The organism is Flammeovirga sp. AWQ4_249 (genome assembly GCF_056161045.1).
Genome location: NZ_JBSWYJ010000086.1, coordinates 1 through 7,268, shown reverse-complemented (window position 1 = coordinate 7,268; position 7,268 = coordinate 1). Strand labels below are relative to the sequence as shown.

The window sequence follows — 7,268 nt, the reverse complement described above, 5'->3', positions numbered from 1 at the left end:
GTCCTCCATTGGAAGACCTCTTTCTGTATAACTAACTACTGTCTATACTACTTTTTATCATTCTATCTACACTATAATAAACGGTGATAGTCGTTACTAAAATATATACAATTCGTCTATAAGCTATCAAAATTTGACTATGTAAATTATTGATAAATAGTGTGTATATAAAAAAAAGAGGTCCTCCAAAGGAAGACCTCTTTCTGTATAACTAACTACTGTCTATACTACTTTTTATCATTCTATCTACACTATAATAAACGGTGATAGTTGTCACTGAAATATATACAATTCGTCTATAAGCTATCAAAATTTGACTATGTAAATTATTGATAAATAGTGATGTATATAAAAAAGAGGTCCTCCATTGGAAGACCTCTTTCTGTATAACTAACTACTGTCTATACTACTTTTTATCATTCTATCTACACATTAATAAACGGTAGTATCAGTTTTAGATTTATACAAAATGCTATTATTCTCTGTCAAAATTCTGTTTTAAAATAAAAAAGCGTTTCTGATCTATATAATAATCAGAAACGCTTCTATGATATCTTAAGAAAATGATTTATTCATTCTCTGTTAATTCGTAATATTCTGAGTTTCTAGCTTCAATTTGTTGAAAAACTTCTCTATTCTCTTCTGCAGTAACGAATTTGTCACTAGTAACATCGAACACATAAAAATCTATTGCTCCTAAAGTTAATAATATAACGGCAATCGAAGCATAACCTTTTGCTGGGGAAAAATATTGTAAAAAGGTTTTATAAATTTTATAAATTATAGCAATGTTCGATATAACTAAGTAAATCAATAAGATAGTATTAAATAAAAAAACCATAATAATATTTAGTGTAATCACGTAAAGTAGTATTCTAATTAACTTTTGTTTACTACTTACGAAAGCTTGCGAATTATGTTATCCTTTTTTTAAGGTTTCTTGTAAGAAAAATATGAAAATTCATTGAAAAAATTGTTCCAAAAAAGTAGAACAATCCATGAAAATCTATCTTTTCTACAATTATACTAAAATAACGGGAAGTTTTACACTTTTAGTATATGAAAAAAGGCCTTTCTTAACAGAAAGACCTTACGTAAGCTTTTTTTTAACAAAATCTAATATGCGATAAGATTTATATTCTTCCAGCCAGAGTCACTAATGAAGTCTTCTCCAGTTTCTAACATATCTTCATCGTCTTTTTTATAATACCAATTGACAACTGCATCACCTTTACCACTCTCTTGATATTCTTGAAGCATCTCTATGATTCTAAAGAAACTTTTAGAAGAGGCAGTATTGAAATACGTCATCTTATAATTTAATGTAATGTTGTGGCTTCCTTCCGCTAAATATTTAGTAACCCATGTAAATAAGGGTTCAAAAAATTCCGCAGTATACTCATGGTAAGATTGTCCTGATATTTCTAATAAACCTTTAGCTGGGTCGAAGTCCACTTGAGGAACGAATTCCTTCTTTTTAATAAATAATTTTTCCACGTGCGCTGTTTAGTTATTTTTTAACAATATAATAATTTCAAATTTTGAAGCATAAAAAATTCCTTATTTTCGATGTTCTTGCTGATATTTTCCTACTAATACCGCCATCAAAATAGCCATATAAAATTGACCTATCATTGCAAAGATCACAGTGAAGGCCTTCGTTTCGTCTGTTACAGGAGTAATGTCTCCAAATCCAACAGTTGTCAAAGTAACAAAACTAAAATAAATTATATCAGAAATTTGCACAATTCTATTGAATGCAGCACCATTATATAATAAATCACATATTTTAAATAAGATAAATGCAATTACTCCAATCTGTATATATCCTGCAATAGCACCTAAAATAGTATTCATATTGACTTTTTGTGCTTCCCAAACACTTCGTAATAGTATGGTTAAGAAAAACCCAAAGTAAACAAGCATTACAGACCAACTAAGTATAATAAACTTCTCAATGTCCAATCCAAGTGATAAACTTTTACCGAAGGCTAAAAAGAAAAATACCCCAAAACTGATCCTTCTATAGAAAGAGTTTCCTCTGATAAAATTAAAAATAGCAATGACTAAAAGTAAAAGAGTACCATCTGAGATATGCTCAGAAAAAGATAAAGATTGAAAAACAAGTGGTCCCCATAATACCAAGATATAGGATATAAGGAGAAAAACGTAACGCCTCCTTTCCAATCGCTCTCTTACGTTTGAACTAAAGGTAACCATTTTGTCTAAATTCTAATACTGCATTCTCTAATTCAGGAAAAAATTGATCATGACACATTTTAAAAAAATCATAATCTGCACTTAGCCAATCAACAGCATCACCTATTGGAGCCAAATGTTTAATCCTTCTTTCCATACCACCAAATACCCTGGTCAATCCATCTAGCGACTGATAAGCATTTAACCAGTCGTACATTTTTAAATAGGGGTACATATTGGTAGCTCGTTCGGGAAGCCAGCTTTCTTGCCAAAATTGATGCTGATAAAAATCTTGAGCAAAATCTTTTAGATTTTGGGGATGTGAAGCGTCCCAATTTTTGGCTAAAAAATGATCGTGATAAATATCTGTTACCACCATAGAAAATCGCCCAGCATTTACTTTTAACTTTTGGGACATTTCTTTAGTGATTTCATGGTTGTCAGTGAAATCATCTATATAACGATGTAGTTTGATGCCCTGCTGTACTTTAAGGGGATATTTTGAGAAATCTCTTCCTTTCACAAAATCACCTATAAAGTTGCCAAACATTTCCTCACGATCTTCTACAGATAAATATAAATGTGCTAAATAATTCAATAGACTTCTATTAATAGCGGTTGGCTAATTTTTTAATTTCATTGGCAATAGCCTTTCTTAATCCAAAGGGAGATAGAACTTCAACTTGATTTCCCCAGCTTAAAATCATCGCACGCAATTCATTATTATCCATTAAACGAAGGCTAATTTCTAAACCATTATCGGTGTCAGAAATGATCTCTTGAGTTTCATGAATAGGCGTATTTTTTATGAAATTTGCGGCAAATTCATTAAACAATAAACGGATATCTTGAGGATTTCCTTTCAGTGTTACACCTAAGCAATTTTTAAAATATTCTTGACGGTTAAAGTCCACTTGGTGAGGCTGTAAAAATACTAACTGAGACTGAAGTTCTATACTTTGAATTCTATCAACGGCTAATGTTCGAATCCCTTGTCTGTTTTCTGCATACCCTGTGACATACCAAAGCCCTTTGTATTCTTTGAGAATATAGGGATGAAAGGTATACGTCTCTTCATACAAAGCATCAAACTTTTTATAATTGATATTAATGACACAGTGATCTTTAGTTGCTGAAATTAATTCTGAAAAGATTGTATTTCCTTTTGTGTACAATGATTTTTCAATTTGAATATAATTTTCAAAACTTTCTTTTTTATCTCCTTTAAACTTTTTTGTTATTTCTAAACCATCCAATACTTTATCGACAGCTGTAGAAAAATTACCCAATACAGGAAGATCTTTGAATTCTTCTAAGAAAGTTTCTACAAAATTAAGTGCTTCTAAATGTTCTCCAGTAAGACTTACACCAAGAAGTTTATACGACGAATCAGTGTAATAATACCCACCATTCTTTTTGCTGTAAGCTAATGGAGCGTCAAATTCATAACGTAAAGCCTGAATATCTTTTTCTATTGTAGATGGAGAATTTACGCCAAATTCCTCACTACATTTATCTAAAATTCTTTGTTTAGAAGGAAATGGATATTGTTTACTTCGAATTAGTTTGTCAATTAGAAGGTATCTTAAAAAGGAAAGCTTACTACTTTTCATGTATATTTTTTAATGCTTTTATGGGTTTACCATCATTAGTAAAATAAAATAATTTTTTTTTATCGTTTAAACAAGCATTTTTGAGTTATAAAATTTGTTCGATAAAAGAAAACTAATTTGACATACAAAGATAGGATGTATTCTCAAAAGTGGGCTGAATTTCGCACTTTAATCAAGAAAGTAACACTGAAAAAGTTATGGAATGCTTTTATAGTCATCGTTACTTTCTATATTTCTAAATGGACTAAAAAACCACTCCATTTAGGAAACCCAATTAGTTTATCCATCGAACCTACTACATCATGTAATCTACGATGCCCTGAATGTCCGAGTGGATTGAGAAGTTTTACAAGACCCACAGGTATGCTATCTGTTCCCTTGTTTGAAAAAATGATCAATGAATTAAAAGACACGTTGCTTTATTTAACTTTTTATTTTCAAGGAGAACCCTTCTTACATCCAAAATTCTTACAAATGGTGAAAGTGGCACATGATGCGGGAATCTTTACTTCTACATCTACAAATGCACATTATTTATCAGATAAAGTAGCGGAACAAACGGTAAAATCCGGCTTGGATAAATTAATAATATCTTTAGATGGAACAACGCAGGAAGTATATCAACAATATAGAGTAGGAGGTAAGATCGATAAAGTTTTGGAAGGAACTGCAAATATTGTGAAATGGAAAAAAGCATTGAAATCAGCAACACCTGAAATAGTTTTCCAATTTTTAGTAGTAAAACCTAATGAGCATCAAATTCAAGAAGCAGAACAACTTGCCAAAGATCTAGAAGTAGATAAAATCGTTTTTAAAACAGCTCAGATATACGAGTATGAAAATGGTTCTCCATTGATCCCAACGATTGATAAATATTCTAGATATAAAGAAAATGAAGATGGTACTTTTTCATTTAAAGGAAGTTTAGAGAGAAGTTGCTGGAGAATGTGGCACTCAGCTGTATTGACATGGGATGGTCAAGTCGCACCATGTTGCTTTGATAAAGATGCACAACATGTGTTGGGAACATTAAAAAATGATTATATTAGTTTCCTTGATGTTTGGAATGCACCAAGCTATACACGTTTTAGAAAACAACTTTTAGAAGGAAGAGAAAATATTGATATCTGTCAGAATTGTACAGAAGGAATAAAAATATTTGAATGATTTTTTTTAAATTTATTCGAAACGAAATATTTTTTGAAAACGATTTTTATGATTCAATTGTAATAAATTGATTCTCTATAGATTGACTGAAGCAAGATAAATAATGACTGAAATGAGTGATCCTACAGTTGAAAGAATTTTATGGTTAGTGGTGATTGCCCTTATGTTTGTAGGGATAATTGTCATCGAGCTGATTCGAAGAAAACAACATAAAGTAAGCAAAAGATCATATCAAGCTCAAAAGGAAAAAATAAATTACCTTGAAGAGAAGATAAAGGAACTAGAGTTGCAAAAAAGTAAGCCGGTAAAGGTAAACAAACCTCTTGTTACGGAAGAAGTGGAAGTTGCTGAGGTTGCTGAATATAAATCCAATCGTTTGAAAGCAGTTTCAAGCAATAACAAGAGTTTAGAAGTTGAGGAAAACGATGACCTTGAAGATTTGACCATTGCATCAACTCATAATATCGGTAAGAAAAAAGAAATCTCTCCAAAGGAATTGGTAGAAGTGGCTTTGGAAGAAGTCAAAGGAACTCTACCTGAAAATGTAAGCATCGTAACCCAGATTGGTGGTGCACCTAAGGTACTTATCAATCAGAACTTATTCACAAAGTCGTTAGGTGCTTTGATTCGATGTTCAGCTAAAACGATTGAAGGAAATGGAAAAATTACCATCTCTCTTTATGCATCTATGGGTGAAGCACAAATCAGTATTTCAGACAATGGCCAAGGTTGGGGATACGAAGGTCAAAACCCTGATGAACTCAAAGCTTTAGAAATGGCGAAAAAGATTTTACATTCTCAAGGTTCCACCTTTGAAATGAATACACAAGAACAAAAAGGAACTGAAATGGTAATAACCATTGGAAAATAAAATGTAGGATATCTTAATATTAGATATCCTTTTTTGTGTGGTGAATATCGTTATGGGTTTAATGGTAAAGAAAACGATACAGATTTAAGCAGTTCTCAGCTGATTCAGGATTATGGCTTTAGGGTGTATAATCCAGTGATTGGGAAGTTTTTGAGTGTGGATCCGTTGACTAAATCTTATCCGATGTTGACGCCTTATCAGTTTGCGAGTAATCGACCTATTGATGGGGTGGATTTGGATGGTAAAGAATGGGATCGTTCTATCACAATAGATAATACTGGTAAAACGCATATACATTTTACTGTCAATATTAAACCGACAGTAAGTGAAGAAATAGGTAAATATTCATCAAGAGTAAATTCTTATCTAAATGCAACTAAAGAACATTTTAGTAATGTAATGAGTGTATATGATCCATTAAAAAATGTCCAATATTCCGGATCTTTAATTTATGATGAGAATGCAACAATTGTACTTCAAGCTTTAGAACCAATAGAAAAAGCAAACAATGATGATTTAGCTGTTCTTGGATATTCTATTTGGAATCCTCTAAAAGAAATTGGTGAGATTGGTGTTCCAGTAGGAGTTACTGTTACAGGTTCTCTAGAAAAGAAATTCTTAAAAGGTAAAACATATTTATTTTCTGAGGTTGATTTTGCAAATAATGCTGTCCATGAGATTTTACACTCTGGGGGTGTTTTACATCCAACTGATAAGAAATCAGCATGGGACGTAAATCTTAATAAAGTATCACCTAATAATTATTGGACAAAGCCATGGACAACACAAGATATTAATAAAAATATTATGTTATATGATTTTCATTATGTAAATGGAGTTGAAGTAAAAGAGAATTTAGATGTTAATGAAATACAGGATAAAGTAACTCCAGGGCAATTGGAAGTAATTGATGGAAATATAAAAAAGGGAAGAGTAAATGGGGAACCACTATTCGATTAAAATGAAAAAAAAAATAAGTTTTTATACATTGATAATACTATGTTATTTATCAACATCAAGTTTAACTTTTCAAAGTACAGATGGTTGCAAAAAAGTATTTGACCTTTGTTCACAAAGGTATGTGTTTATAAAGGCGGACGTACTTCCTAGTTTTAATAACAATTCTTCTATTGGTAATTATCTTATAAAAAAGATTAAGGCTAGTATTGAAGAATACAATGATATAGAATATAGTCTTAAAATAGAATTTATTGTTGAAAAAGACGGTACTATTAATTACGTTCGCTTTAAAGAAAGATGTGATGAAGAGAATTATAGATTTATTGAAAAGCAAGTAATTGGTATTATACAAAAAATGCCAAAATGGGAGGGAGTGTAAACTGAACGCTGTCTCGTTTTTAATTCAGAGTTTAATTTCTTTCTCAGTTCATAATTAAGTTTCTTTTTTCAAGAAGAAC

8 protein-coding genes are annotated in these 7,268 nt (G+C 31.1%); 4 read left to right on the top strand and 4 right to left on the bottom strand.

Annotated features, from left to right (window positions below; genetic code table 11):
• Positions 1-1,116: 1,116 nt before the first annotated feature.
• The 4 genes from ACXAHM_RS26010 to ACXAHM_RS25995 all read right to left on the bottom strand — a co-directional run bounded on the left by ACXAHM_RS26010 (position 1,117) and on the right by ACXAHM_RS25995 (position 3,812).
• The gene (locus ACXAHM_RS26010; protein WP_474967007.1) at positions 1,117-1,497 is read right to left on the bottom strand and encodes a DUF1987 domain-containing protein; all 381 of its coding nucleotides are present in this window, start codon (positions 1,495-1,497) and stop codon (positions 1,117-1,119) included.
• 63 nt (positions 1,498-1,560) lie between these two features.
• Positions 1,561-2,220, bottom strand: coding sequence for a potassium channel family protein (locus ACXAHM_RS26005; RefSeq protein ID WP_474967006.1), 660 nt, complete (start codon positions 2,218-2,220; stop codon positions 1,561-1,563).
• Complete coding sequence (locus ACXAHM_RS26000) at positions 2,207-2,797, bottom strand: acyl carrier protein phosphodiesterase (protein WP_474967005.1); 591 nt, start codon at positions 2,795-2,797, stop codon at positions 2,207-2,209. The genes ACXAHM_RS26005 and ACXAHM_RS26000 overlap by 14 nt, the downstream gene beginning before the upstream one ends.
• Positions 2,798-2,807: 10 nt before the next feature.
• On the bottom strand, positions 2,808-3,812 hold the full coding sequence (locus ACXAHM_RS25995) for a helix-turn-helix transcriptional regulator (protein ID WP_474967004.1): 1,005 nt from the start codon (positions 3,810-3,812) through the stop codon (positions 2,808-2,810).
• A gap of 135 nt (positions 3,813-3,947) precedes the next feature.
• Between ACXAHM_RS25995 and ACXAHM_RS25990 the strand changes: the two genes are divergently transcribed.
• The 4 genes from ACXAHM_RS25990 to ACXAHM_RS25975 all read left to right on the top strand — a co-directional run bounded on the left by ACXAHM_RS25990 (position 3,948) and on the right by ACXAHM_RS25975 (position 7,189).
• Positions 3,948-4,979 carry a radical SAM/SPASM domain-containing protein gene (locus ACXAHM_RS25990; protein ID WP_474967008.1) on the top strand — a complete coding sequence of 344 codons (1,032 nt, stop codon included), beginning with the start codon at positions 3,948-3,950 and terminating at the stop codon, positions 4,977-4,979.
• A 112-nt stretch (positions 4,980-5,091) separates the two neighbouring features.
• Positions 5,092-5,850, top strand: coding sequence for a hypothetical protein (locus ACXAHM_RS25985; RefSeq protein WP_474967003.1), 759 nt, complete (start codon positions 5,092-5,094; stop codon positions 5,848-5,850).
• Positions 5,851-5,883: 33 nt separating this feature from the next.
• The gene (locus ACXAHM_RS25980) at positions 5,884-6,810 is read left to right on the top strand and encodes an RHS repeat-associated core domain-containing protein (RefSeq protein WP_474967002.1); all 927 of its coding nucleotides are present in this window, start codon (positions 5,884-5,886) and stop codon (positions 6,808-6,810) included.
• Between the two features lies 1 nt (position 6,811).
• Positions 6,812-7,189 (top strand): hypothetical protein, encoded by a 378-nt coding sequence (locus ACXAHM_RS25975; protein WP_474967001.1) that lies wholly within the window; start codon positions 6,812-6,814, stop codon positions 7,187-7,189.
• Positions 7,190-7,268 lie beyond the last annotated feature (79 nt).